21 protein-coding genes are annotated in these 22,268 nt (G+C 37.8%); 6 read left to right on the top strand and 15 right to left on the bottom strand.

The features are described 5' to 3' along the window. Positions 1 to 2: 2 nt before the first annotated feature. From ACRD64_RS07750 to ACRD64_RS07730, 5 genes are all read right to left on the bottom strand, one after another. Positions 3 to 449 (bottom strand): CBS domain-containing protein, encoded by a 447-nt coding sequence (locus ACRD64_RS07750; RefSeq protein WP_430932716.1) that lies wholly within the window; start codon positions 447 to 449, stop codon positions 3 to 5. 7 nt (positions 450 to 456) lie between these two features. After that, positions 457 to 1,407, bottom strand: coding sequence for a 1-phosphofructokinase family hexose kinase (locus ACRD64_RS07745; RefSeq protein ID WP_430932715.1), 951 nt, complete (start codon positions 1,405 to 1,407; stop codon positions 457 to 459). Positions 1,408 to 1,609: 202 nt separating this feature from the next. Continuing rightward, a complete protein-coding gene (folD, locus tag ACRD64_RS07740; RefSeq protein ID WP_430932714.1) occupies positions 1,610 to 2,488 on the bottom strand; it encodes a bifunctional methylenetetrahydrofolate dehydrogenase/methenyltetrahydrofolate cyclohydrolase FolD in 879 nt (292 codons plus the stop codon). Positions 2,489 to 2,698: 210 nt separating this feature from the next. Continuing rightward, positions 2,699 to 4,033, bottom strand: a complete 1,335-nt coding sequence (gene ffh, locus ACRD64_RS07735; protein ID WP_430932712.1) for a signal recognition particle protein — start codon at positions 4,031 to 4,033, stop codon at positions 2,699 to 2,701. A 45-nt stretch (positions 4,034 to 4,078) separates the two neighbouring features. Continuing rightward, complete coding sequence (locus ACRD64_RS07730) at positions 4,079 to 4,672, bottom strand: NAD(P)H-dependent oxidoreductase (protein ID WP_430932711.1); 594 nt, start codon at positions 4,670 to 4,672, stop codon at positions 4,079 to 4,081. 176 nt (positions 4,673 to 4,848) lie between these two features. On the opposite strand from ACRD64_RS07730, the gene ACRD64_RS07725 reads away from it, so the two are divergent. Both ACRD64_RS07725 and ACRD64_RS07720 read left to right on the top strand, forming a co-directional pair. Further along, on the top strand, positions 4,849 to 7,770 hold the full coding sequence (locus ACRD64_RS07725) for an SNF2-related protein (RefSeq protein WP_430932710.1): 2,922 nt from the start codon (positions 4,849 to 4,851) through the stop codon (positions 7,768 to 7,770). 94 nt (positions 7,771 to 7,864) lie between these two features. Beyond that, a complete protein-coding gene (locus ACRD64_RS07720; RefSeq protein WP_430932709.1) occupies positions 7,865 to 8,533 on the top strand; it encodes a head GIN domain-containing protein in 669 nt (222 codons plus the stop codon). Between the two features lie 59 nt (positions 8,534 to 8,592). On the opposite strand, the gene ACRD64_RS07715 is transcribed toward ACRD64_RS07720, so the two are convergent. Continuing rightward, a complete protein-coding gene (locus ACRD64_RS07715; protein WP_430932708.1) occupies positions 8,593 to 9,516 on the bottom strand; it encodes a DUF6263 family protein in 924 nt (307 codons plus the stop codon). A 278-nt stretch (positions 9,517 to 9,794) separates the two neighbouring features. Between ACRD64_RS07715 and ACRD64_RS07710 the strand changes: the two genes are divergently transcribed. Further along, positions 9,795 to 10,499: an SAM-dependent methyltransferase gene (locus tag ACRD64_RS07710; protein WP_430932707.1), complete on the top strand. Its 705-nt coding sequence runs from the start codon at positions 9,795 to 9,797 to the stop codon at positions 10,497 to 10,499. Positions 10,500 to 10,721: 222 nt separating this feature from the next. On the opposite strand, the gene ACRD64_RS07705 is transcribed toward ACRD64_RS07710, so the two are convergent. From ACRD64_RS07705 to ACRD64_RS07670, 8 genes are all read right to left on the bottom strand, one after another. Beyond that, the gene (locus tag ACRD64_RS07705) at positions 10,722 to 12,506 is read right to left on the bottom strand and encodes an ATP-binding protein (RefSeq protein ID WP_430932706.1); all 1,785 of its coding nucleotides are present in this window, start codon (positions 12,504 to 12,506) and stop codon (positions 10,722 to 10,724) included. A 19-nt stretch (positions 12,507 to 12,525) separates the two neighbouring features. Continuing rightward, positions 12,526 to 13,215, bottom strand: a complete 690-nt coding sequence (locus ACRD64_RS07700; RefSeq protein ID WP_430932705.1) for a response regulator transcription factor — start codon at positions 13,213 to 13,215, stop codon at positions 12,526 to 12,528. Between the two features lie 43 nt (positions 13,216 to 13,258). After that, a complete protein-coding gene (locus tag ACRD64_RS07695) occupies positions 13,259 to 13,945 on the bottom strand; it encodes a phosphate signaling complex PhoU family protein (RefSeq protein WP_430932704.1) in 687 nt (228 codons plus the stop codon). 44 nt (positions 13,946 to 13,989) lie between these two features. Further along, positions 13,990 to 14,775, bottom strand: a complete 786-nt coding sequence (gene pstB, locus ACRD64_RS07690) for a phosphate ABC transporter ATP-binding protein PstB (RefSeq protein WP_430932702.1) — start codon at positions 14,773 to 14,775, stop codon at positions 13,990 to 13,992. 75 nt (positions 14,776 to 14,850) lie between these two features. Further along, positions 14,851 to 15,738 (bottom strand): phosphate ABC transporter permease PstA, encoded by an 888-nt coding sequence (gene pstA / locus ACRD64_RS07685; RefSeq protein WP_430932701.1) that lies wholly within the window; start codon positions 15,736 to 15,738, stop codon positions 14,851 to 14,853. A gap of 10 nt (positions 15,739 to 15,748) precedes the next feature. Then, positions 15,749 to 16,600 (bottom strand): phosphate ABC transporter permease subunit PstC, encoded by an 852-nt coding sequence (gene pstC / locus ACRD64_RS07680; RefSeq protein WP_430932700.1) that lies wholly within the window; start codon positions 16,598 to 16,600, stop codon positions 15,749 to 15,751. Between the two features lie 120 nt (positions 16,601 to 16,720). Beyond that, on the bottom strand, positions 16,721 to 17,785 hold the full coding sequence (gene pstS, locus ACRD64_RS07675; RefSeq protein WP_430932699.1) for a phosphate ABC transporter substrate-binding protein PstS: 1,065 nt from the start codon (positions 17,783 to 17,785) through the stop codon (positions 16,721 to 16,723). A gap of 80 nt (positions 17,786 to 17,865) precedes the next feature. Then, positions 17,866 to 19,011 (bottom strand): hypothetical protein, encoded by a 1,146-nt coding sequence (locus ACRD64_RS07670; protein ID WP_430932698.1) that lies wholly within the window; start codon positions 19,009 to 19,011, stop codon positions 17,866 to 17,868. A gap of 294 nt (positions 19,012 to 19,305) precedes the next feature. Here ACRD64_RS07670 and ACRD64_RS07665 point away from each other — a divergent pair, with 294 nt between their 5' ends. Further along, the gene (locus tag ACRD64_RS07665; protein ID WP_430932697.1) at positions 19,306 to 19,998 is read left to right on the top strand and encodes a DUF2293 domain-containing protein; all 693 of its coding nucleotides are present in this window, start codon (positions 19,306 to 19,308) and stop codon (positions 19,996 to 19,998) included. Positions 19,999 to 20,006: 8 nt separating this feature from the next. Further along, positions 20,007 to 20,405 carry a YchJ family protein gene (locus ACRD64_RS07660; protein WP_430932696.1) on the top strand — a complete coding sequence of 133 codons (399 nt, stop codon included), beginning with the start codon at positions 20,007 to 20,009 and terminating at the stop codon, positions 20,403 to 20,405. Between the two features lie 222 nt (positions 20,406 to 20,627). Here ACRD64_RS07660 and ACRD64_RS07655 read toward each other — a convergent pair whose 3' ends face one another. After that, positions 20,628 to 21,080, bottom strand: a complete 453-nt coding sequence (locus tag ACRD64_RS07655; RefSeq protein ID WP_430932695.1) for a hypothetical protein — start codon at positions 21,078 to 21,080, stop codon at positions 20,628 to 20,630. Positions 21,081 to 21,362: 282 nt separating this feature from the next. Between ACRD64_RS07655 and ACRD64_RS07650 the strand changes: the two genes are divergently transcribed. Then, positions 21,363 to 22,169, top strand: a complete 807-nt coding sequence (locus ACRD64_RS07650; RefSeq protein WP_430932694.1) for a hypothetical protein — start codon at positions 21,363 to 21,365, stop codon at positions 22,167 to 22,169. Positions 22,170 to 22,268: the final 99 nt, after the last annotated feature.

Raw genomic sequence — 22,268 nt, 5'->3', positions numbered from 1 at the left:
TCCTAATAATTTATATCCAACGATAATGAAAGAATCTCAATTCGAGTCAACAATCCTATGAGCGTTTTACCTTCAACGACGGGTAAAATGGTTCCTTTCTGGCGGTATAATAGATCTGCCGCATACGACATTGAATCATCAGGCGATACACAAGGGTATTTTTCGTCGATAAAATCAATAATTTTATGATCCAATTTTTTTATTAAATGGATAGTAATTTGATCCAGCCCTGCCATAAACGAAGTATCGTACATCTTTTTCATATAAGCAGGTATGGCTTCATTTAAAATATCCTGTTCACTAATACATCCCACATACTCGCCCAATTTATTTACCACCGGCAGTGCACTCAGCCGGTGCAGTTTCATCGTATTGATCACTCTTCGCAAACTGGAGTTTTCGTTTACGCAGGTAATATCTTTATGAATATATTCTTGAACTTTTTTCATAGTTTCCTTAAAATTTAACTACTTCTATATCAATTCTGGACAAATTATTCCCAATTTTATCAATATCTGATATTTCCTTATAAATATCCTCCACATCAGTTAATCCGGCCGCTGACGCAAAGCGTAATACTTCCACCTCTTTTTCACTTTTTGTATATGCATGAATAAAACCTGCTAAATACGCATCGGCATAACCCAGCATATTAACTATATTCATATCCCGAGGTCGCAACACAAAAGCCTTTGTTTGAGAGACCGCAACTACATTCTCCAATCGATGTGTAAAAATGATATATTCAGTATTCGGACATTTTTCTAATATCTCCCGTCCCGACCTAATAAATTGATCTACTCCGTCTACCCTTTTCCCAAGAATAGAATGATCTGATCTCATATCGGGATTAATTAGAAAAGGTTGCGCCTCCAATAAAACCGGCAAATATTTTGGTGATGTATGCACCATTACCCTTTTGTCCTGTTTGCGCGCCAAATCAACCATCTGAATATAAACATCTGGCAATACGCCTTGAGGTAATGATCCCGCAATAGCTATTAACTCTACTCTGGACAATAACCGTTCGTAATTCTCCATAAAAAACTCAATATCCTCTTTAGGAATCTCTTGTCCAAAATCATTAATCTCTGTTAAGGTTTCATTTTTTCTATCCAGAATGGAGATGTTTGTACGGGTGGAGCCCTGAGTGAATATAAAATTTGTGGTGATACCTTCCTTTCTGATGGCATCACATAACATATGGCCGGCATGTCCGCCTGCAAAACCCGAAGCAATTACCTCATCACCCATTTTACTGAGTGTATTAGCGATATTTACCCCTTTCCCTCCGGCAGAAACCATGCTCATTTCTCCCTTTGTTAGACGATGTAGCTTATGGACTTCAAAAGAATCAACAACAAGTATTTTATCGATGGCCGGGTTTAAAGTAACTGTTAACACCATAACTCAATCTTTTTTGATTAAAAGCAACGTATCGAGAAAAAACAAACACTTACTTAAGGTATATAAATGAAGTGGTTAATAAAAGAAAAGAAACGTTTTTTATCGAGAAGAATAAAAATAAAAAAGCCTTTCCAAGAATAAATTCCGGAAAGGCTTTCATATTTTTATATTAATGGTAGTTACTTATGACGGGTTTCAAACACTAGTAAATCTCCTTTTTGGATGCTTTTAGGGTGTTTTGCAGCAAGGATGCAATAGTCATGGGCCCAACACCACCGGGAACCGGTGTAATCCAACTGCATTTGGGAGCCACTTCATCGTAGGCCACGTCCCCTTTTAATTTCCAGCCCGATTTAGTTTTGTCGCTCTTCACACGAGTTGTTCCCACATCAATTACCACAGCACCTTCCTTCACCATATCTTTTTTAACAAACTCAGGAGAACCGATTGCGGCGATAATAATATCCGCTGACTGGCACACTTCTTTTAAGTTGGCAGTTCGGCTATGACAAACCGTTACCGTTGCATCCCCGGGATAACCTTTTTGAGAAAGCAGAATACTCATTGGACGACCCACAATATTGCTTCTGCCAATTACTACCACATGCTTACCTGATGTTTCAATTTCGTAACGTTTTATCAGCTCCATGATACCTTGTGGTGTGGCAGAAACAAATGCAGGGGAGCCAATACTCATCCTACCCACATTTTGAGGATGGAAACCATCCACATCTTTACGGTAATCCACTGCATCAGTAACTTTTTGTTCGGAAATATGCTTAGGTAATGGCAGCTGAACGATAAAACCGTCGATATCCGCATCGTTATTTAATTCTTCTACTTTGGCCAACAACTCCTCCTCTGTAACATCATCTTCAAATCTGATTAGAGACGACTTAAAACCGACATATTCGCATGCTTTAATTTTGGCTGCAACATAGGTTTCGCTGCCCCCATCATGGCCAACGAGTATGGCGGCCAGGTGAGGCACTTTTCCTCCGTTAGAATTTATGACAGCAACTTCTGCTGCAATTTCATCTTTTACTTTTTGCGATGTCGCTTTTCCGTCGATTATTTGCATTTTCGATTTTTATGTTGTTCATATTTTGTTGCTGGATATAAGATAACCTGATATTGGTCACTTTAACTTAAAAAAGAGGTTGACCATATAGGTATTTCAAATCCCCATCTATCCGTCTACTGTGGAGTTCTTCCCCTTTTACTTTGGCAAAAAGGGAAGAACCTAAACTGTTAAGTTCTGCAAATACTAAGAACTGTCTGTGTTAACGTATTACCGTCTTCCGAATGGCATATTTTGCATCATACGTCCCATGTTTTTTCCCTGGGTCATCATCCGCATTACTTTGCGTGTATCTTCAAATTGCTTGATCAGCCTGTTTACTTCCTGAATGTTGGTACCGCTACCGTTGGCAATTCTTTTACGGCGGCTGCCATTCAGTATCTGAGGGTTTTCGCGTTCATTCGGTGTCATTGAGTAAATGATTGCTTCGATTCCTTTGAAAGCATCATCATCAAAGTCCATGTTTTTAAGTGCCTTGCCCATACCCGGGATCATTCCAGCCAAATCTTTCAGGTTACCCATCTTTTTGATTTGCTGTATCTGGCTTAAGAAGTCGTTAAAGCTAAACTGGTTTTTGGCGATTTTCTTTTGAAGCTTACGGGCTTCCTCCGCATCAAACTGCTCCTGCGCCCGTTCCACAAGTGATACGATATCACCCATACCCAAAATACGGTCGGCCATACGGTTGGGATGGAAAACATCTAGCGCTTCCATCTTCTCGCCCATACCTACGAACTTAATTGGTTTTTCAACCACACTGCGTATAGAAAGTGCGGCTCCACCTCGTGTATCACCATCAAGCTTGGTAAGGATTACACCGTCAAAGTTCAAACGGTCGTTAAATTCCTTGGCCGTATTCACAGCATCCTGACCCGTCATGGAATCCACCACAAACAAAATCTCCTCAGGGGTAACCGCTTTTTTGATAGCAGCAATCTCGTTCATCATCTGCTCATCAATCGCCAAACGCCCCGCGGTATCCACAATCACTACGTCGTGTCCGTTAGCTTTTGCATGCTTTACACCATCTTTGGCTAATTTAACGGGATCGTTGTTACCTTCCTCGGTATAAACGGGTACGTCAATCTGTTCTCCCAATACCTGCAACTGGTTTATCGCGGCAGGTCGGTACACGTCGCCCGCCACTAATAATGGTTTTTTACCTTTCTTGGTTTTTAGCAAATTGGCCAATTTACCGGCATGCGTTGTTTTACCCGAACCTTGAAGACCTGCCATCAAAATAACAGCAGGATTACCGTTCATGTTAATATCAACCGATTCTCCACCCATTAACTGTGCCAACTCATCGTGCACAATCTTCACCATCATCTGACCTGGCTGTACCGCGTTCAGTACGTCAGAACCCAGTGCTTTCTCCTTTACTTTTTCAGTAAAAGTTTTAGCTGTTTTATAGTTAACATCAGCGTTCAAGAGCGCTCTGCGTACATCTTTTAAAGTTTCGGCTATATTTATTTCGGTAATTTTGCCTTGCCCTTTTAAAAGCTTAAAGGAACGCTCCAGTTTTTCCGACAGATTATCAAACATTCTTTCTAATTTTTAATTTCAGAGTGCAAAAATATAAAATATTTGCTAATTCCTCTCACTTATAAAGAGCTCCTTGTAATACTCTACCGTATTTAGTATAAAAGCTTCTTTTTCCACTTCCGTAGCAGTAATAATTTCGGGGTAAAAAAAGTGCTGCATCACATCCATATCGCAAAACCCAAATACTTCGTGGCCTTGAATAACGGTTAAGTTAGGCAATAAATCATCTTCTTCGTCGTCGGAAATGGCATTGCCCATAGAAGTATGCAAAATCACAGCCCTGCCGGTCAGCAAGCCTTCAATTCCCTTTTCTCCGGCCTGATATGCAAAACCGTATGAAAACACCCTGTCGATATATCCCTTTAAAATAGCCGGAAAAGAAGCCCACCACAAAGGATATACCACAGAAATAATATCGGCATCTTCAATATATTCCTGCTCCTTGTCCACATCCTCCGCAATAACCCCTTTTTTCAGATTATCCAGTTCTTCCTTTTTTAATACTGGATTGAAATCCATCGCATACAAATCTCTGACAATAACAGTATTCAATGTCTCCGAGTATTGTTTTATCCTATCTACAAGTTGTCGCGAAAAACTATCCTCTGATGGATGCGCATATATTATTAAATGTGTCATTCAAATCATGTGTTAGTTATAAAAATGTTAACACCAATACTTAAAATAAGTTTTTAAAGTACGATTTTAACCTAATCTTCCGTAAAAAAACAAAATATTATGGTTCTTTTTCGTTCAAGTGAATTATTTTTACCCTCTTATTTTGCAAAACACAACACGAATAGAGGGCAGATCGAATGGAGAAATTTATTGTTGTATTAACCGAAAACAGAAATCTTGGAATGCTTGCGGTTCCTTATTTTGTAATGGATAAGGACAACTCACCATCGCTAATATTAAACGAAATGGTGAATACGGAAAACCCTTCGGTGCATGATTATAATTTCACGGCCAAGGAACTGGAGTTATTGGAGATCATGAAAAAGCTTAGTGACAGGTATTTGTTTAGAATATTCTCCAAAGAGAAGACCATCAAGTTATTTTATGACAATCTCGACCAAAAGAAATTCAACGACCATGTACGTCCGCATATCGAAAAATATATGTATGCCTGTTTCGACAAATTGGTTCAATGCCCCTATGTTCCCATATATTTCAAGGATGCAAAGTACAGTAATTTGTATAAAACAGATGTTATATCGGTGTACGAAAAAGATGTAGAACCGGTTTTTTACTTCGATTTGTCGGAACAAGGGATTGATTACTCTTTAAAATTAAAACTTTCGGGCGAAGACCTTTCTATCACCCATAAAAAACCTGTGGTGATAACAAATTCTCCTTGTTCAATCCTGATAAGGGAAAAACTTTATCGCATACCAGATACCGACAGCAAAAAGTTCTTGCCGTTTTTCGACAAGCAACATATCAAAATCCAAGCACGAAGCGTACCCACCTACATGGATACCTTTGTTGCGAATGCAGTTAGAAACAACCATGTTGTGGCATCCGGTTTTGAAATAAAAGAAGACAAAACAGAACCAACAGCCATTCTTTCTCTGGAACAAGATATTAGACAACAACCCACCCTGGTGTTGAAGCTTAAATATGCCAATAAAGAATATTTGTCGCATAGTCAACCTAATGCTTTGGTTCAGCTGAGCAACGAAAAGGGTAATTATGTATTTACCAAGTACCAGCGACACCTAGAATGGGAGAATAGGATAATTAAAATACTAATATCTAACGGTTTAAAAGCAAGAAACGGAGCCAACTTTTCACCCATCAATGAGCAGGATGATGAGAATACCATTTATACCATTATACATTGGTTAAATAACAACAAGGATACTCTGCAGGAAAATAACATTGCGTTTATTCAAAAGAATTTAGAGAACAATTATTTTATTGGAGAATTCAGCTGCAGCTTTAAATCGGATAAAGGACAGGATTGGTTCGACTTGCAAATGAAAGTACAAGTAGGCGACTATGAAATACCGTTTATAAAGCTCCGGAAATTTATTCTAGCTGGTAAAAACGAATACACGCTGCCTAACGGCGATATTTTTATTATTCCGCAAGAATGGTTCACAAAATATGGAGATATATTATTATATGCCGAAGAAAAAAAAGGTAAAGTCAAGCTGAACAGGATGTATTACACTTTGTTGGAAAAGTCATCAAACGGCAAATACAAAGAAGCTAAAAACATTCCCCTTGAAAATGGTAAAAAGGTGCCCGACACATTAAACGCCTTGCTCCGCCCCTATCAACTGCGTGGTTTCAATTGGATGCATTATTTGCACGACAATAGTTTTGGTGGAATTTTAGCAGATGACATGGGTTTGGGTAAAACGTTGCAAATTATTGCCCTTCTTTTAAAAATTTACGATACCCAGGGACTCCAAGAAGAAACAACACAGCCTGCTCAGCTGAATCTTTTTGAACCATCTACAATAGAGGGGTTTAACACCAGTGGGCTAGCTACCAGCTTAATTGCCATGCCAACTTCACTTATTCATAACTGGTTGAACGAATTTAAGAAGTTTGCGCCGACATTAAAGATTTACATATATTCCGGAACCAGGAGATTGAAATCGAGAGAGATAGGAAAAATAATTCGACATTACCATGTGGTATTGACCTCGTACGGCGTGGTCAGAAACGATATTGATTACCTAAAGCATTATAAGTTTCATTATTTTATTCTTGATGAGAGTCAGTATATAAAAAACCCCAACTCAAAAATTTACGAGGCCATATCGCAGGTTGAATGCACAAAAAAGATGGTCTTAACGGGAACCCCAATAGAGAATTCGCTTACAGATTTATGGGCACAGATGAACTTTGTTAACAAGGGTTTGCTGGGTAACCTCACATTTTTCAAACGCCAGTTTGTGGTGCCCATTTCAAAAAACAATAACGAGGAACAGGAAGAAAAATTGCAAAACCTAATTGAGCCTTTCGTCCTCAGAAGAACCAAGGAAAAAGTAGCCAAAGAGCTGCCCCCTGTCAACGAACAGGTATTGTATTGCGACATGACAGCAGAGCAGAAGAAGGTATATGATTCGGAAAAATCCGGTATCCGAAACGAGTTGCTCAAAACTTTTGAAAATAAAGGTGTTGAAAAATCAACATTTTTAGCACTTCAAGGGCTCACCCGTTTGCGCCAAATAGCCAACCATCCCAAGCTGGTAAATCCGGAATTCCAGGGGGAGTCGGGAAAATTCAACCTTATTATCAACAATCTGGAAAATATTACCAACGAAAAGCATAAAGTATTAATATTTTCTTCGTTTGTGAAGGATTTGAAGTTGATAGAAGGTGTGCTGAACTCACGGAAAATAAAATATAGCAAATTAACAGGCAGTACGACCAACCGCCAGCAAGTTGTCGACGATTTCGAGAAAAAGGAAGATTGCAGGGTATTTCTGATTTCTTTAAAAGCGGGAGGTGTTGGATTAAACCTGATTAGCGCCGATTATGTGTTTTTACTCAACCCCTGGTGGAACCCGGCAGCCGAAGCGCAAGCCATAAACAGGGCGCACAGAATTGGTCAAACCAAGAACGTTTTTGTATACCGGTTTATTTCCATTGATACCATTGAGGAAAAAATCATGAAATTGCAAGAACACAAATCTAAATTGGCAGATACGTTTATTAATTCCAACAATCCATTTAAAAACATGAACGAAACTGAAATAAAAGAATTATTTTCATAAAATATATATTCGCATGGTACGGATTTTGTTTAGCAAGCAAAAACTAGTGTCAAAAAAAATAAAAGTCAATTAAGCAGTTTAAAATTATATTAGAATGAAAAAGTTATTTCTAGCCCTGGTTCTGTTTGGAACCATTACAGCAGCATTCGCGCAAGACAGGAAAAGCCAGCAGCGCAACATAGGAACTTTTAACGAAATTTATGCCGGGAAAGGTATAAACGTAACCTTGATTGAAGGCGACAAAGAAAGTTTAAAGGTTGAAATCGAAAACGGAGAGTTGACCGATGTGATCACCAATTTAAAAGGAAGAAAACTGGAGATAAAACTGAAGACAAAAATATATAAAAACGTCGGTGTTCAGGTTTATGTTACCTATAAAACGATTAAGGCCATACATACGGGGACCGGAAGTTTTGTCGACGCCAACAACACTATTTATGCAGAAAACCTTGATTTAAAGGCAGGCACTGGCTCCACGATCATCTTAGATATCGATACCAAAACGGTTTCCTCTAACCTTTCTTCTTCTAAAATAGAGCTGGTGGGCAAGACCGGGTATCAGGACGTGACCACAAATACTGGAGGTAAGTACATTGCAGACAAACTTGAAAGCAAGGAAACCTTTGTAAAGGCTTCTACTGGCGGAACTGCATGGGTAACGGCTACCGATAAATTGGAAGCTAAAACCTCTACAGGAGGAAAAGTCACTTATTCTGGTGAACCAGAAAAATTGATTATAAAAGGGAACGTAAAACCGGAGTAAATCAGTACGAAGTTAACAGTTAGCAGTTGTTCATACTGCTAACTGTAACTGAATACGGATTAACGTTTCTCCAAATAAGTAGAAGAAGTCACTTTCATGGGAATTTCCATTCCTTGTGGCATTTGAGGATTACCTTTCATGGAAACCGTGCCTTCAATCTTTTGGTTCTGTTTGCCGCTCACAAACCAACCATCTTCTTGGTTTACCACAAATTCTGAATCCTGATTTCCTTTAAGGTTAAAGCTCATTTTCATCCCGTTCATTTCCGCTTCCTCACCTAAAGTTGTGATACTTCCGTTTCCCTTTAGTTTCCATTGTTTATTGGACGCATCCGCCAAAGTCCAGTTATTATTTAAGTTAGCTTTTAACGCAGAGGTTAATTTTGTATCCGTACTCCAGGTATCCCCCACTTTTTTACTTTCAGCAGGGTAAATGGAAAGCAACATAGCCATATTTCCGGTCAGTGCTTCTTCCCCAAAGTGCCCGTTTAGCGTTTTTCTCATTTGCAAGGCTGCTTGTGGCTGAAGATTTCCCATACCATTTACAGCATCGTTTATCAACTTGTCAATACCATCGATCCGAACCACGTTGCCCTGAGGGGTAATCACCATTTTAAAATCTTTTCCGATAACGCCATTATAAATATTAGCTACCTTATCATCAGGTTTAACCGGTTTCGAAGAATCGTAATTAATATTGAACATTATGCTTTCAATGTTAATAATCATGGTTTCAAACGAAGCGTTTAATACAATATTTGCACCTTCATTTCCTATTGGCGTAAACCGGGTAACGCCCTTAAATTCATTTTTTATTTCCTGTTCTATGATGCCTAAAGATTGTGTAATATTCATCTTGGTTTCTTGATAGAAACGATATTCCTGACCTTTTTTTAATTTGTATTTAAGGTTATGTGATTGGGCATTTATTCCCAAAGCAATTATTACAAGCATCAATAATGATACAATAGATTTTTTTTTCATGCGCATAAAAAATTAGCAAAACCCCATAACCATTTCCAATGGGCTTCCTGAAATATCAGAGCTGCCTCCTTGTTGCCAATTAAATACCTTGGTTATGGCAGTTTCTTATGATTTGATTTTATCAGCTATTTATTGACCGTATAAAAATACATCTTATTTGGTAACTGATAGCCTTGTTAATTAAATATTTCCTCATTTATAATAAATCTTCATGAATCTAATATGGTGCCAGGATTAAATAAGCAACCTTTTTACTACTTTTGCCCAAAATTGAAAGCATGAACGGTTTCTTATATTTAATTCCCACAACTTTAGGAGATTCATCTATTAGCAGTGTAATACCGGCAGATGTTGGGATATTGCTGAAGCAAATCAAGCATTTTATTGTTGAGGATATTCGCACAGCAAGACGCTACCTTAAAAAGGTTGACAGATCAATTGATATTGATGAACTTACTTTTTACGAATTAAATAAACGCACCACTCCTCAGCAAAAAAGCAGTTTCCTGAATGCCGCTAAAAAAGGCCATCATATTGGGGTGATTTCTGAAGCTGGTTGTCCCGGAGTTGCCGATCCCGGTGCCGATATAGTGGCTGCCGCACACCAACAAAACATGAAGGTTGTACCGTTGGTGGGGCCATCCTCCATCCTGCTTTCGTTGATGGCCTCGGGCATGAACGGCCAGAGCTTTGCATTTCATGGTTATATCCCAATTAAATCCGAAGAAAGAGCCAAAGCTATCAAGCATCTGGAAGGACTGTCTATCCGCGAAAAACAAACGCAAATATTCATCGAGGCACCTTATCGAAACAATCACCTATTAAAGGATATCCTGAGTAATTGTAATACGAAAACCAGGGTTTGTGTGGCTTGCGATATAACTTTAGAAACAGAATTCATTAAAACAAAAACCGTTGCTCAGTGGAAAGGTAAATTACCGGAGCTGCATAAAAAGCCGACCATCTTTTTAATACAGGGATAAAAAAGGTGACTCGTTCAAACCCAAATTATGTATTAGGGGTACGCAATAAGTATTTAATATTCCATAAAACAAGGAGTTGCTGACACGGGGCATAGCAACGCTATGGTGTAAGTTGAAGCAACTCAGTGAAACACTTGTTTCGAATAGTTAAATGCCGAAACGGGATTTCTAATGCATATTGACGGTTAAAGTCACCTATATATGGATTATTTAATTCCTATATTAGCTTGAGTACTTCGGCAGACTAATATAAAACTCAGCACCACCTTTAGGGGCATTCTTTACTGAAACCTCACCTTTATGTATATTAACGGCGTGTTTTACAATTGCCAATCCCAGTCCTGTACCTCCCATTTTTCTTGATCTACCTGGATCAACGCGATAGAAGCGTTCAAAAATTCGAGAAAGATGTTCTTCCGGAATGCCAACACCATTATCAATGACTGAGAAGTAGTAAAACTCATCATCCTCATGATACATGTCAATATCTATATTAACACCTTCGCCCGCATAGCTTATCGAATTGTCCAATAAATTTTGGAATACAGAACAAACTAAAGCCCTATTCCCTTTAATCTTAACATCCTCTGCAATATTATAATTAACAGTTAGCTGATGTTCCCTTATTAAGTTTTCACAATTGTCAATTGTATCCTTTACTATACTACTAACCGATAATTCCTCGAATTCATAAGAGTCAACCCCTTCTTCAATTCTATTTAACACTACAATATCTTCAATTAAAGCAGTTAGCCTGTTCGATTGTCGAAAAGCCTTTTCTATAAAGTAATCTTTTTTATCTTCTTCCATATCCTTGTTATTCAAGATAGTTTCAAGGAACCCGCTTACAGAAGCTACAGGAGTCTTTAGCTCGTGTGCAATATTCGAGGTCATTTGTTGCTTCAGCAATCTTCGTTTCTCCAGTTTTGTTACATCATTAATATAAATCTCGAAACTTTGGTCCTGGAATACAATACACTTAATTTCGAAGAAATATCCGCTCTTTTTAACTTTAAACTCCAACCTTGGCAGCTCATGAGGATTGATGGTTAAATTTTTCTTTTCAACATGTTTTTTTAAAAACTTCTGTAAATCTTTTAAATCAGCAATTTCAAATATATGTTCGGGATTAATAGAAGACTTTTCTGCGATTAAATTGAGGTACTGAACAAAGTGAGTGTTAGTTAAAACCACCTTCTTATCCGGAGAAAAGAATCCAACCCCCTCATTCAGTACAAATAGGTGTTTAATCAACTTTTCTTTTTCCAGGCTCAACGCATTTGTGGTTTGAGTAAGTTTTTTATACATCGAGATAATCTGTTTGCTAATCACCCCTAATTCGTTTTGAGGAAACTCATAATCTTCGTAAACCGGCTTATTTTGTCGAAGCTGCACAGCAAAATCCTTTAATTTCGTGATACTCTCGCTCATTTTGCGGGTTACATACGAAAGGATAAACCAGGTTACAATAAATATAAATGCGATAAAGAATAAGAATAGCCTTTCTGCTTTCAAAAAGTTCTGCACCTTAATATCGTACACTACGGCTACTCTAACAAAAAAATCATTGTAATTACGCGCATAATAATAAAACTCCTGACCTGTAGTAACCGACCTTCGGATATTGGAACCTTTACCTTCGTCTGAGTATTTGGCTTTCTGGACCTCTGAACGCTGCAGATGGTTTTCCATTCCATCATAGTCTTCAACAAAACTATCGAACAACACATTACCTTTTAGGTCGATTATTGTGATTCGGGTATCTTCTGCCGGAATAATTTGTACTAAGGAGTCTAATAATGAGATATTATTATTACTTAGCAGGTTATTTTTGCTAATATAGTTGCTGGTTAAATCGGTTATTGTATTTAAAGTATTCTCTAATTGTGCAATCCTGAAGTGCTTTTCCCTGTTAAACTGAAATGCAATAAATGATGATGTGATAATAAAAAATATAGAGAAATAGTATAGAAACAATTTTCTCTTGTAATTAAAATTAAATGACATGACCAGGTTTTATTAAACGTTAAACTTCAAAATAATATCCCAAGCCGGGACGGTTTTTTAGATATTCTCCATACGGTCCTATCTTTTTTCTAAGTCGTGTAATATTAACATCAACGGTTCGGTCTGTTACAACAACATCGTACCCCCAAATCTGATGCAATATCTCATCTCTCGAAAACACCTTGGTTTGGTTTTCGAAAAACAACTTTAATATTTCAAACTCTTTACGAGTTAGCTCTATTCGGTTGTCCATTATGGTGAAATTTTTCTTATTAAGATCTAAAACCATATTTTCAACCTTAATGATTTTTTTATCAACAGCATTATCAACGCCAGCATTTCGTCTGAGTACCACTTTAACCCTTGCAATCAGTTCCTTTAACGAATAAGGTTTACTGATATAATCATCTGCACCAAGATTAAATCCTGTTAATAAATCATTTTCAGTACTTTTGGCGGTTAAAAATATAACCGGCACTTTAATCTTTAATTCTTTACGAATAGTGTCTATCAGTTTAAAACCCGACATTTTGCCCATCATCACATCTAGCAACAGCAGGTCGAATGACTTTAAGTCTTTTCCTAAGGCCTCTTCGGCAGAGTATGCTATCTCGGTTATATAACCCTCACTTTCAAGATTAAACTGCAATATTTCGCAAAGATCTTCCTCGTCGTCAACAATTAAAATACGTTTACTTTCCTGTGTCATAAATTTTGGAGTTTGCACGAATATACGAGAAAATCCAAAAAAATTATTTTTCATCCACGTTTTGATGGCGAATATCCCTTCCCTCCTGGGCAAAAATTGATGCCTCTGCAATATGACCGGCGTGATCCCCTATTCGTTCAATCTTCGAAATAACGCTCTTAAAGTTGATTAAATGCAAAAGAACCTCCCGTGCTTCTTCCTGAAGGTTAGCTTTTTTTATTCCCTTCTTCATCAGCTTCTTATTCATCTCATCAATTACCTCGTCATTTTTTATAGTCCATATTGCCGAGTCTCTGTCCTCATTGATAAATGAAAGCAATGCCTTTTCAACCATTCCACTACTTGATGTAATCATATTAAATATCACATCCGAAAGTTCTTCGTATAACTTAGTATCTTCGATTTTTCTGATGAAGAATACAATATCCTTTACTAAATCTCCAATACGTTCCATACTAATTACGATGCGGTAACAGGCCATTAATCCGCGTAACTCGGATGCAACAGGGTGATGTAAACTGATGGTGCTAATTATTTTCTCACTAATTTTTACCTCATATTTATTCAGCTGCTTTTCGGCGATCTCAATCTTTTTAATTTCCTTATCTGAGATGGAGTTGGACCCACTTTGCACAATATTCTCTAACTCACTAAGCTGCTGAATCATCAGGTTAGAATAGTCTTTAAAACTATCCTGTATTTCTTTTATTGCCTTTTCTTTTTGTATCATTGTTTTTTTGGCTTAAGTCTTTAATTATCAATTGTACAATAAAATCAACCAAATTTACCCGTTAAATATTCTTCTGTTTTTTTGTCTCGGGGGTTGGTAAACATCATCTTGGTTTTGCCATATTCAACCAAATCGCCGAGATACATAAACATAGAATACTCTGAAATACGTGCTGCCTGCGACATGTTATGTGTTACCATCACAATGGTATAATTTTTCTTCAGTTGTATTAAAAGGTCTTCAACTTTCGACGTTGCTATTGGGTCTAGTGCAGATGTAGGCTCATCTAATAAAATCACATCAGGTTTAAAGGCTATTGCACGGGCAATACATAAACGTTGTTGCTGTCCTCCTGATAAGAAGGTACCCTTTTTATGCAATGAATCTTTTACTTCATCCCACAAGGCCACACTGCGTAACGAATCTTCAACAATCTGGTCTCTTGCACTTTTTTTTATACGAATACCATTAAGCTTATAACCTGCAATAACATTATCATATATGCTCATGGTAGGAAATGGATTCGGACGTTGAAAAACCATTCCTATTTTTCTACGGAGGTGTATAGGCGACATCTTCATGATATTTTCTTCATTCAGGTAAATATCACCTTCTGTTTTGATATCAGGATATAACTCATGCATACGGTTTATTGCACGCAGCATGGTACTTTTCCCGCATCCCGATGGTCCCATAATAGCAGTAATGGTATTTTTTTTAATGGTGACATTAACATCCTTAACCGCATATTTATCCGATTTGTTATAGGCTATATGTAGTTTATCGACCTTCAAGACCGGATTTTCTATTATGTCTATATTTTTATTCATTCGTATCATTTTGTTTCCAATGGGCTCAGGAAATTAGCATTTATTTTATGGCTCGTTTTATGTTTCTTTTACCTTTTATCGTTTGGCGATTATTCTTTTAGAGATAATGTTCAGGGTTAATACAAAACCCATCAAAAATAAGGATGAGCTCCATATTAGATTAACCATATTGGGATCGTTGTAAAAGTCCCAAATTAATAATGGCACTGCACTTGTTGGGGCGGTAGCGTCCCAGTTGATCAATGGGTTTCCCAGCGCGGTCAGCATCAAAGGCGCCGTTTCGCCCAGTATTCTGGATATGGCTAAGAGGATACCTGTTGACAATCCGCTGAAACCACTGGGAATTAATACCCTAAGTATAACCTTGTAATAGGGTACGCCCAATGCCAACCCTGCTTCTTTTAATGTTCCGGGAATCATTTTCATGGTTTCCTCGGTGGAACGAATAATTAAAGGAAGCATCATTATAGCTAAAGCTACACTACCTGCCAGTGCCGAATAACCATGGGTTATACCTTTTACAATCCATAGGTATGCTATTAAACCTAAAACAATAGAGGGAACCCCTTGTAATATATCGGATAAATTACGAATCAGGGTTGCGTAAGTTTTTTGTCCGTTTTCAAATAAAAATAAACCAATAAGTATGCCTATGGGTATGGCCATTAACGAAGCTATTCCTACAATGAGCAGCGTACCTGTAATACCGTTCACTATACCTCCGGGTATAATTTCATTGTTTGCAACAGCAGTCATTGCTTCATAGGTACTTGGGGTAATTTCTGTAAAAAAAGAGAAATTAATTTGCGCTATCCCTTTCCATACAAGTTTGCCTATAATCAATACAATCGGAGATATTGTAATAATTGATACCACTATAACGCCTGCCAAGAACAACTTATCTTTTAAGTTTCGATAACGGCTATTATCTTTTAATTTAACGGTATTATTTTCTGTTCCCATGCTATTCTTATCAGGACATTTTTTTAATCACTAACTTACCAACTGCATTGATGATGCCCGTAATTACAAATAGCAATAATCCAATAGCAATTAATGCACTCATTTTTAACCCATCTGCCTCACCAAATTGATTGGCAATTACACTAGCCATACTATTCCCGGTGCTAAACAAACCCGTGGGAATAATATTGGCGTTACCAATTAACATAGTTACTGCCATGGTTTCTCCCAATGCTCTGCCAAAAGCCAGTATGAAACTGGCAACAATTCCCGAACGCGCATTCGGTAAAACCACATATTTAATAACCTCTAACCTGGTTGCTCCTAAAGAATAAGCCGCTTCCTTTAGCTCATTTGGCACCATACTAATGATCTCGCTGCTAATTGAAGTGGCATATGGAATAATCATGATCGCCAATATTAATCCTGAAGTAAATATTCCATATCCCTGCGGGTCGAGACCTATAGAAACGATAAATGGTCGTAAGGTATAAAAGCCCCACAATCCATAAACTATGGAAGGAACTCCTGCCAACAAATCTACCATTGAACCTAATACCGATGAGAATGAAGATTTACGGAAATATTCCGCAATAAACAAAGAGGTGGCAAATGCCATGGGCAAACATATAAGCAAGGCTAATAAAGAAGTGCTTAAAGTACCCGCGATAAAAGGTAATGCTCCATAACTTTCTCTACCCTCGGTAGGATTCCAATCGGTTGAAGTAATAAAACGCCACCCAAATTTTTCGAACACAGGAACGGCATCTCCAATCAATGAGTACACCATTCCTGCCGATACCAATAAGATTACGAGAGATGAAATAAGTAATACGTACTTAGTGATAGTATCGCTCTTCATGTTTTATATGATTCAATGCAAATAAGTACTTAAGGGTATAATTATAAAAAACAAAAATCAAGTCGATTGTGAACTTGATTTTTGATGTTTTTTACAAGCCCCACTCTAATATCGGCTGGTCTAGTTTAACAAAGCCTCGCCATTATAAGTTACTGAACGAAGAATTGCTTTTGCTTGTTTAGCTGCTTTTTCAGGCAGCGGTGCATAATTAACTTTGGAAGCCACACCCTGCGCATCTGCGCTAATCAGCCAATCCAAAAACGCTAATGTAGCCTGAGCCTGAGCTTTACTTCTGCCATCATAAGCTTGATCTTTGTATAATATTAACCAGGTAAAACCACTGATAGGATAAGCATTTTCATCATCAGAGTCGGTTAACATTACGCGAGTATCCGCAGGCAAAGCACCTTGAGCAGAAGCACTAATTGATTCGATAGTGGGTTCGATGTAATTACCGCTTTGGTTTTGTAATAGAGCCACCGGAATTTTCTGAGCCAAGGCATACTCACTTCCCACATAACCAATTGATCCCACGGTAGACTTAATTGTTCCGGCAACACCGGGATTACCTTTAGCTCCCATTCCAACAGGCCATTGTAACGATTTACCAGTACCTACCTGATCAGCCCACACAGAACTGATTTTACTCATATAATCACTAAAAATAAAGGTGGTACCACTACCGTCTGAACGATGCACGAATGTTATAGTCTGGTCTGGTAACGCCAGGCCTTCGTTATTTGCTTTAATACGGCTATCGTTCCACTTGGTTATTTTTCCCATAAAAATACCCTCAAGCAACTCGTTGGTAAGCTTTAGCCCTTCAACTCCTGGAAGGTTATAAGCAATTACAACTGCTCCCAGACATGTTGGGATATGCACTATTTCGGCGGGCATATCTGTTAATTTCTCATCCGATAGAAAAGCATCCGTAGCACCAAAGTCCACTACTTTATCCTTGAGACTTTTGATACCACCTCCTGAACCAATTCCTCCGTAAGTTACCAATACACCTTTTTCCTTGATGTAATTTTTAATAACCATGTTGTAATAAGGCATTGGGAAAGTTGCACCTGCAGCAGATATACTTGAAGCTTTTTCTGAACTCCCTGCGGATCCTTTTTTTCCGTTCTGACATGCAGCAAACATGGTTCCTATCAACAGTACAAACAATATCTTCTTCATTTTTCTTCTAATTAATTTAGATTGTTATTATTCTAATCCAAGAACTTGCGACGCGTATTTATCAATAACCAACCGCAGCCTTAGAACTGGAATTCCATCTGTAATCTGGTAATAATCTGATTTTGGTCGCCAAGTTTCTCCCGGAAAGTGACATCTCCTTGCAATTTAAAATTATGACCAAGGATATACTTACTTAAACCTAAAGTAAAGTCTTTTATTTCAGAATTGAACTGTGTCTCATTTGGCTTAGTAAATGCGTAACGTCCTGATAATTCCCAGTTATTTTTAAAAACATATCCAGTTTGAACATTGGCTCCATATCCTGTGTAGTACGCATCTGCAACGACTCCGTTATCATCATAAATAAATTCATTATCATCAGTTACCGATCTGGTACCAGCTTCAGCCATAAAAGAGTATCCGCGATATTTAAGAACGAAGTCTCCTCCGATATTTAATAAGTCAGCCTCTCCACCAATTATACTACCTACCTGCCCTTGGTCTTTATACGCATCAACGTTATAATTTGCATAGACTGCAAAAGCTACCTTAGGTGTTTCTTCCCGACTTAAATCAGCCGACTTGTAATGCCCCTTGGACTTAAACTCACCCATTGGAAGCATCTCAAGTTTTCCGGTTAAACTAACTCCCGGTGCATCATCATTATCCACGATACCATCACCCGAACTAACGGCCCAACGATCGTATACAATAGCATTCCCTATTTTAAATTTATGGTGAAGTTGCAGACCTGCATCTCTGTCAAGCGTATAATATTTATTAAAAACAGAACGGTCCACCATCTGCAAATTACCTGAAGATACTACACGTTCTCTGTTACCTGGCAGTTTCCCTTGACCAAACCAAATCTCAAGATTATTCATTTTGTATTTCACCAAAGCATCTCTCACATAACCACCAGCAAGATCATATTCAATTTTATAAACCAGGTTTTTATTAAGGAAGTATCCGTCAAATTTCAAACGTGAACGTTTTACCCAGGCTTTATTGTCAAAAGCTGCTGCTGCAGATGAAGAACTCAGGGTGTTGTTGAAGTCCCATCTGGTTTGGATTCTTGTGGTAAGTTTTAGAAAAAAAAGATCATTCTCTGTTTTGAACTGAATGCCCTTCCCAACATTGGCAGATACATCCACCGGTGCTTGTGCCTTCATGCTGCTAAACCATAGCCCAACTATTAATGCACTTAAAAATACAATTCTTCTCATTTTATTCCTGTTTTATTCCTGTGTGTGCAATCTATCAAATGCTTTAGTCATTTTCCCAACATAACTAACTCATTTGTTCTGATTGATTAATATTCAACATTTTTCCTGCTACAAAAATACGGCGGGGTTATTACAGTGCAGTTAAGCCATTGTTACATTCCTGTTACATTTTTAAAAATTAGCATCTCTCCGCTTGATAGATATATTTGACACAAACAATACCTCAACTTTATTTCATCTTTTCTACTATTTTCTTTTTGTTACTTTTGTGCAAATTTTACACCTTAATAATATATGCCCGCTCAAATAAAAACTGTGACAACGGATACCCACGGCAACCTTAAAGATGAAGAAGGTTACCAAATTACCCCTCCTGCCCACTGGGGTTTCCTCCCTGCTGGCGATGCAGGGGTTACCCGAAAAGTAACTTCCAGAAGTGAATGTTGGCGGGTTGTTTTTAAAAAAGGTCGTCGTACCATGTCTAAAGGAGTTTGGGCACCAAAAGCAGCGATAATAAGAGCCAAACAAGAAATGGAAGCCACGCGTTCCACAGCCAGTTATCAGAAACAAAAAGTTTACAATGCAGAACGCAGAGAAAAGAAACAGCAGGCATATGAAGTTGAGTTCTGTGAAGAGGTAGGGAAATTCTTGAACTTTCATCCCAGTTATCAACCTGTTGCTAAAGCCATGTCTATTATGGTTACCCAGCATGCCATACCTGTGGGAAGCGGCACCGTTGCACGGACCGAGATGATACCTATTAAAGAACGAGCATCAAGGGCAGTTATAGCATGGATGCGTCATCAGACCACTGCTTACGATAACATGCGAATAGCTAAAATCAAAGGTGAAAGAAGAGCGGTAAGAAGAATGTTGGCAGAACAATCCACAAGGCTTTTAAATAATTATCGCAAAGGTTTACCAATAGACTCTAGTTGCCCATTAAAAATAGCCTTGGAAAAAGTTATTCAAAATCAATCAAAATAAACCTGTTCATGAACTCGATTTGCCCATGTGGTTCAAATAAAGCGGCCAATATATGTTGCTTACCTATTATTAAAGGGTACAAAAATGCACAAACTGCCGAAGAATTAATGCGATCCAGATATACGGCTTTTACTTTTGCCGATGTTGAGTATTTGATGGCCAGCCAGCATAGTAAAACCAGAAACATAAAAGAAAAGAAGGAGATAAAGAAATGGGCTCAATCGGTTAGCTGGATTGGATTAAGCATTTTAAGTAGGAAAAACGGATTGCCTAACGATGATAGTGCTAGCGTTGAGTTTAAGGCGGTTTTTATGGAAAGCGGACTGTTAAATCACATCCATGAAATATCTATATTCGAAAAGGAAGCAGGAAAGTGGGTTTACAAAAACGGTAAGCAACTACCATAATTTAGTGCTTTTATCACGATTACTGCACATTCAGGAATTAAATATTTGGATCAAGGATAACCTTTTTTATTTAATGACAAAGGTGCATAAACATTACGTCCAACCATTGAAGAAGATAATTTGTCCATACCCGGTTTTTCGGACAACGTCACAACACAGTAGATAAGTTGAAAGCCCGTCCTTAAAATTTGGCAACGGGCTTTCTGTATTCAATCCAGATATTTAAAACTTCATGGACACACCAAGCTTTGTACTAAAAGTATTCCCGCCCCCAAATTCAAGGTTTATACCCCATTTGTTGTCCCAGTAGTATCTCCCTCCTATCTGAAGGCCTAATTCCAAGGTGTTATTTGTTTCGATGCCCAACCCGGCGTTTGCTCCTGCATAAACATCCCAGTCTGATGTAATTTCTAATAAACGGTTAAAATGATAATCCCCCCGAAAGCCAAGTGACAACGAAGAATCGTCGCCAAAAACCATATTTACCTGTGGCCCAATTGTAATCTCGTCATGCACAGCAAAGTCAACCCCACCATACACCGGAAAACCGTCGGTATTAAATCCCAAACCAAAATTCAATTGCTTATCCCCTTTTGATAACGGGGCTCTAAATTTTTGCCCAAACATTGCTCCACACAGCAATATTAGTACAACAACAACTTTAACTCTTAACATATATCTTATATTTTTTATTTAATGATGCTTATCTACAAAAAGGATGCAAATTTAATAAAGCATCTAAAATATTATAGCATTCTTCAAACAATACTATGGGTGCGGTATTCTTTCTTCTCAATTTAATACAGGTATAACTATTTATCGCTCAGCCGTAAAAATCATTCCATCTTAAATATTAAAAATTGTTATAAAATGTTTTTAGCCTAGTTTTTAATCGTTCTTTTTAGTAATTTGTATGTTACACACATATAATGTCTTACGCTACAAAACTATAATAAAATGAGAGTTAAATACAGTTGCCAAATCCTTCTACTGGGGCTTTTTATTATCGGGGGAAGCATATTAAGGGCACAAACAAAAAGGGAGGTTCAATTTTCCCTTGACACTTTAATGAGAACCCACAAAACCTTGCAACAGGACCTTAAGGTCATGAAGTTAGCCTGGAAAAAGCAGAACACCTTTTTTGAGCATGTCAAGAGTGCCTATTTTGATCCGGCAGACGTGAATACTTCAATCGATGATGGAGTTTCAAAATTTGATGAGATGTATAAGTTTTCACTTAAGGAAATGGAAGTTCTTAGAGATTCAATCCAAGGGATAAATGATTCCCTTAATAAATGTTTGGGCCAAAGTGAATTATTGGATTCGCAAAACAAAGCCTACAAAGAATTACTTCTATCATCCATTAACCCAGCCTCTTTCCCGCAATCGGAGGCCGAATTTATTGGGGAATGGGATTTGTTCCTTCATCCGGTGCAATTGACCGGTGAACCCTTCGAGTCAGGTATTGTTAGCTTTAACCCTTTTGTTCAGGATGATTCGTTAACAGTACATAATGTTTATAAAATTGAATTTGCCGAGGATGAAATTGCAACCCTTTATTTTAGGGGAGGTAATGTCCAAAAGAGTTTTTACTCCGTAAAAAATTTTAGCATGAACTCTCCTTATGTCATCAAATTTTCTAAAAACGAAGAATTTAAACTAGCTATCCTCGTATCGCCAATACCCACCGGATTAATGGTATCGTACGAAGTTCCGTTAAAATCGGAAAAGGTATATTACTACCATGGTTTGATGAAAAAATAAAAGATAACCGATATAAACCGGTTTTTCCATAAAAACATTCTTCTTTATTTTGAAGAATGTTTTTATGGATTAAATAATATATTTTTGTGCCTAAAATTA

It is taken from the genome of Saccharicrinis sp. 156 (assembly GCF_050589685.1).
Lineage (GTDB): Bacteria > Bacteroidota > Bacteroidia > Bacteroidales > Marinilabiliaceae > Saccharicrinis.
This window is presented reverse-complemented; position numbering and strand designations above follow the sequence as displayed.

Coding starts and splice junctions, on each gene's coding strand:
- ACRD64_RS07750 (WP_430932716.1), bottom strand. CDS start 449: ATGAAAAAAGTTCAAGAATATATTCATAAAGATATTACCTGCGTAAAC.
- ACRD64_RS07745 (WP_430932715.1), bottom strand. CDS start 1,407: ATGGTGTTAACAGTTACTTTAAACCCGGCCATCGATAAAATACTTGTT.
- folD (WP_430932714.1), bottom strand. CDS start 2,488: ATGCAAATAATCGACGGAAAAGCGACATCGCAAAAAGTAAAAGATGAA.
- ffh (WP_430932712.1), bottom strand. CDS start 4,033: ATGTTTGATAATCTGTCGGAAAAACTGGAGCGTTCCTTTAAGCTTTTA.
- ACRD64_RS07730 (WP_430932711.1), bottom strand. CDS start 4,672: ATGACACATTTAATAATATATGCGCATCCATCAGAGGATAGTTTTTCG.
- ACRD64_RS07725 (WP_430932710.1), top strand. CDS start 4,849: ATGGAGAAATTTATTGTTGTATTAACCGAAAACAGAAATCTTGGAATG.
- ACRD64_RS07720 (WP_430932709.1), top strand. CDS start 7,865: ATGAAAAAGTTATTTCTAGCCCTGGTTCTGTTTGGAACCATTACAGCA.
- ACRD64_RS07715 (WP_430932708.1), bottom strand. CDS start 9,516: ATGAAAAAAAAATCTATTGTATCATTATTGATGCTTGTAATAATTGCT.
- ACRD64_RS07710 (WP_430932707.1), top strand. CDS start 9,795: ATGAACGGTTTCTTATATTTAATTCCCACAACTTTAGGAGATTCATCT.
- ACRD64_RS07705 (WP_430932706.1), bottom strand. CDS start 12,506: ATGTCATTTAATTTTAATTACAAGAGAAAATTGTTTCTATACTATTTC.
- ACRD64_RS07700 (WP_430932705.1), bottom strand. CDS start 13,215: ATGACACAGGAAAGTAAACGTATTTTAATTGTTGACGACGAGGAAGAT.
- ACRD64_RS07695 (WP_430932704.1), bottom strand. CDS start 13,945: ATGATACAAAAAGAAAAGGCAATAAAAGAAATACAGGATAGTTTTAAA.
- pstB (WP_430932702.1), bottom strand. CDS start 14,775: ATGAATAAAAATATAGACATAATAGAAAATCCGGTCTTGAAGGTCGAT.
- pstA (WP_430932701.1), bottom strand. CDS start 15,738: ATGGGAACAGAAAATAATACCGTTAAATTAAAAGATAATAGCCGTTAT.
- pstC (WP_430932700.1), bottom strand. CDS start 16,600: ATGAAGAGCGATACTATCACTAAGTACGTATTACTTATTTCATCTCTC.
- pstS (WP_430932699.1), bottom strand. CDS start 17,785: ATGAAGAAGATATTGTTTGTACTGTTGATAGGAACCATGTTTGCTGCA.
- ACRD64_RS07670 (WP_430932698.1), bottom strand. CDS start 19,011: ATGAGAAGAATTGTATTTTTAAGTGCATTAATAGTTGGGCTATGGTTT.
- ACRD64_RS07665 (WP_430932697.1), top strand. CDS start 19,306: ATGCCCGCTCAAATAAAAACTGTGACAACGGATACCCACGGCAACCTT.
- ACRD64_RS07660 (WP_430932696.1), top strand. CDS start 20,007: ATGAACTCGATTTGCCCATGTGGTTCAAATAAAGCGGCCAATATATGT.
- ACRD64_RS07655 (WP_430932695.1), bottom strand. CDS start 21,080: ATGTTAAGAGTTAAAGTTGTTGTTGTACTAATATTGCTGTGTGGAGCA.
- ACRD64_RS07650 (WP_430932694.1), top strand. CDS start 21,363: ATGAGAGTTAAATACAGTTGCCAAATCCTTCTACTGGGGCTTTTTATT.